General features: G+C 47.0%; 4 protein-coding genes. 3 read left to right on the top strand and 1 reads right to left on the bottom strand.

What is annotated here, in order from left to right; translation table 11 throughout:
• Positions 1–182: 182 nt before the first annotated feature.
• Positions 183–719, top strand: coding sequence for a hypothetical protein (locus tag CX664_RS20715; protein WP_101748573.1), 537 nt, complete (start codon positions 183–185; stop codon positions 717–719).
• On the top strand, positions 686–991 hold the full coding sequence (locus tag CX664_RS20710; RefSeq protein ID WP_146000185.1) for a hypothetical protein: 306 nt from the start codon (positions 686–688) through the stop codon (positions 989–991). Before CX664_RS20715 ends, CX664_RS20710 begins: the two co-directional genes overlap by 34 nt.
• A 253-nt stretch (positions 992–1244) precedes the next feature.
• On the opposite strand, the gene CX664_RS20705 is transcribed toward CX664_RS20710, so the two are convergent.
• A complete protein-coding gene (locus tag CX664_RS20705) occupies positions 1245–1991 on the bottom strand; it encodes a hypothetical protein (RefSeq protein ID WP_146000184.1) in 747 nt (248 codons plus the stop codon).
• A gap of 414 nt (positions 1992–2405) precedes the next feature.
• Between CX664_RS20705 and CX664_RS20700 the strand changes: the two genes are divergently transcribed.
• Positions 2406–2972, top strand: coding sequence for a hypothetical protein (locus CX664_RS20700; RefSeq protein ID WP_101748570.1), 567 nt, complete (start codon positions 2406–2408; stop codon positions 2970–2972).
• The last annotated feature ends 536 nt before the right edge of the window (positions 2973–3508 follow it).

The raw sequence follows: 3508 nt of genomic DNA, 5'->3' as shown, positions 1-3508 counted from the left end.
ATCAATAACAGCCCCGCTGATTTACGGCGAACAGCAATATTGTAAGTAGCTAACCATATGAAATCACATATTTCTGACTCCTTGTTCAGGTGCTCTGCTTCGTTACAACTCCGGTCACATAGCTACGGCTATGCTCCCTCCGTTGTGCCTCGCATAGCACCTGCCCAAGTAGCCAGAAATATGTGATTCCATATGGCCAGCTACTTATTCTTTCCTATACAAAACCCTCTGCTAACAGTGATATCAACGCCTGGAGTCGTTTACCATTTGATGTGCAGGTGGATGGCGATGCGGCAGGTGACGATTTTGTCTTAAGAAATGGTAATAATACATTGCCGGTTGCTTTTAAGTGGCGTGGTGGTGCTCCGGTAAGTGGTGACTCCATTTGGGAAGAGCCTGGTCCGAGAAATCTGACTTCGGATCAGCAAGGTGCCACCTCCTGTGAGGATCAGCCCTTTTCTCAAGCATGGGTTCGATTTGAGTTGCGGTCTTCCGAACTGCAAAGTATCCTGCCAGGCAGTTACAGCGGTAACTTTTCCGTTGATATCGGTCAGGGCTCAGCGAGCTACCATTCTGATGTTAATTTCACGGTAAACTTGCCAACCCTGGTCAAGATCAGCGGGTTGGACGATATGGTGCTGACCAGACGGGCAATAATCGCTATCGCCAGGATGAGCCCTTTTGCGTGTTTGTGTCAGGGGGCGCTGATTATCGTATAAAGGCCAGCGGTGGCGCAGAAGCAAACGCCCCCTTCCTTCTTTCCAATGGCAGTAACACCATTCCCTACAGGGTGCGTTTATCCAGCGATGGGTCCAAGCTTAGTAAGGTCGATCCCGGAAAATGGCTGGAGGCAAAGAACAGCAGTACCTCGCTGAATTGCAGTGATAGTAACAACACTAAAGTGAGGGTTGTGGTTCTGGATAAATGGATAAATGGTAAGCCAGCCGGAGTATACAAAGGCACACTTTATCTCACCGTTGAGCCTTTGTGAGAAGACTGATACCAATACCAGGCTTATCCCTCTCCTTACTTCACTTTTCCGGACACTTTTTCTCTCGTTCCCATGCTCCTGAGGTTGTCGCAAAACCCATAAAAGGGTCTCACCGCGTAGTAGGCCACGAGTCGGCTCGCCTGCGAACCGACCTGCATCAAGACCATTTTTCCGGGTTTCGGGACGCAGGTTTCGGGTCAACCTCGCTCCGCGGGAGAACGAATTCAAACCGCATTGAAAATCCGTGTCTGCTTTACGGCTCAATGGTTATTTCCATAACATCGCTGTAACTGCCTGCGCTGCGTGCCGGAAGATCTGACTTCAGAATCTCCACCCGTAACCTGGCGTTGGTGGAACCATTACAGATTTTGCTGTGACTGCTCTTATAGCTATAAAGGCTTCTGCCCGGACCATAAAAAATACTCCAATTTGAACTCCCATCCCCAATTACACTGATGCGATAGGGAATAACGTTCCGGTTGATACTGTCTGACAGGTAAAAGCCCTCAAGGGGATGTCTGGCGGATTTCAGACTCACCCTGTAATAATTGCCATGGGTACCATATACACAAAAAAGCATTTCCTTCCACAACCATGCGCCGCCACCATCGTCCGGGGTAATCTCAACATCACTTAATCCGGAGATGCGGTACAGTGTTTTAATATCGAGATCAATCCGGATTGTTTTTGACTCCCGGCGGTTGGCCGACTCGACAGTGAAGTCCAGCCAGGCCTTATGCAGTCCAAGCAAGTCAAGCGTTTCTATTTTTTTACTGGTGATATGGATCTGAAATTCAAACTCATAATCAGAACACTGGGATGGACCTGAAGAACTGCCTGAGGCAATAGTTGCTACTGAAGTCCTGTCGGGCTGAAGCTCTATTTTTTTTCCTTCTACCGCCTTGCCTTTGCCGGTAAACACCACTTTGCTGATGAAACTGTCATTAAGTCCACTTCTATAGAGGCCGGTGCTCAAGGGTCCAAATCTGAGTTCTTTCATATCATCCCCTGGGCTAACCGTGAGACAGAAGGATGTCTTGAGAACCAGCGTTTCTTCGCCGCTCCAGACCTCACTGAGGTTATCGTCGGGCATATTTATGAATGGCTGGTTACTGCCCTGCTCAACCCGGCTACCCTGTAATCCATCAACCTGAAATGAAAGAAAGAGGAGAATTCCCCATAAAACAAAAAATCTCACAAATCACTACCGAATAAAACTACCAACTGACAAACAGCCTGTTTAACACAAACATTACGGCCCGGCAAAACTCATTTCTCGTTTGCGTTGCTCTTTACTTTGCCGCACTGACAACACCGCTCCCGACCGTAACTCAAAGGCAGCAGTTTGAATATTTGCATTTCTACTGTTCTGATCTAGCTTTGACACTCCAGGCAAGTGATGAGGATGATAATAATGACCGTCGAACGGTACGAGTTCCGGCTGACCCGGTTAGAAGAAGAAGTGAGGGAGCTGCGTCGTAACCAGGTGGATACCAGTAAAGGGGTAGATGCACTGGCCAGCCACATGAAAAAACATCAGGACCTGTTGCTTTCCAACCATAAGGCCATTGCCGACCTTGAGCAGGTGGTGCTGACGGTGACCCATGATCTCAAGGCTTTATCCGTTAAAGTGGATCAGAATCATATTGCCATGGAGAGCTATATTGATCGGCGAATGGAGTCTTTTGAAGCTTCAGTTAATCAACGCTTTGATCATGTTGACCAGCGATTTGAAAAGGTTGAATCGGATGTATCTGAACTCAAATCCGAGGTATCTGAACTCAAATCCGAGGTATCTGAGCTTAAATCTGATGTATATGAACTCAAATCCGAGGTATCTGAGCTTAAATCTGATGTATATGAACTCAAATCCGAGGTATCTGAGCTTAAATCTGATGTATCCGAACTCAAATCAGATATGTATGAGGTGAAGTCAGATATTGCTGAAATTAAATCGCTGCTTAAAGAAAAACTGGTGTAAATGAGTTCCCGGGATCTGGCAATCCTGTGTCCAGGTTTCCGGCAGAATATCTTTCTTTAGAGCTTTTGTTAAAAGCTGTTCTCAGGGTAAACATTAAGGAATTCTTCATGATGATAAACTGCACCCAGTTCTCTTTCAGCGTTTGATGAGGGATGCTGGCGGTTGGTTGATGGGTGTTGCAGGTCTTGCATTGGAACCACAAAGGCACAAAGAGCACGAAGAAGAGCTTTTCTTTTGCTATGTGTCCTCCTTTATGGTTCAAACACAAAACAGTAGCCCTTCGACGGAGGGTGCTATCAGGATACTGTGACCTTGACAGTTACCCTGTTGTGAGTAAGTAGCTAACCATATGGAATCATATATTTCTGACTCCTTGTTCAGGCACTCTGCTTCGTTACAACTCCGGTCACATAGCTACGGCTATGCTCCCTCCGTTGTGCCTCGCATAGCACCTGCCCAAGTAGCCAGAAATATATGATTCTATATGGCCAGCTACTTAGTTCCCGAATCATCCTCCCGGGACTTCACCAAGCGAC

It is taken from the genome of Endozoicomonas acroporae, assembly GCF_002864045.1.
Lineage (GTDB): Bacteria > Pseudomonadota > Gammaproteobacteria > Pseudomonadales > Endozoicomonadaceae > Endozoicomonas > Endozoicomonas acroporae.
The sequence above is the reverse complement of the archived record's forward strand: the minus strand, read 5'-3'. Positions and strand labels throughout refer to the sequence as shown.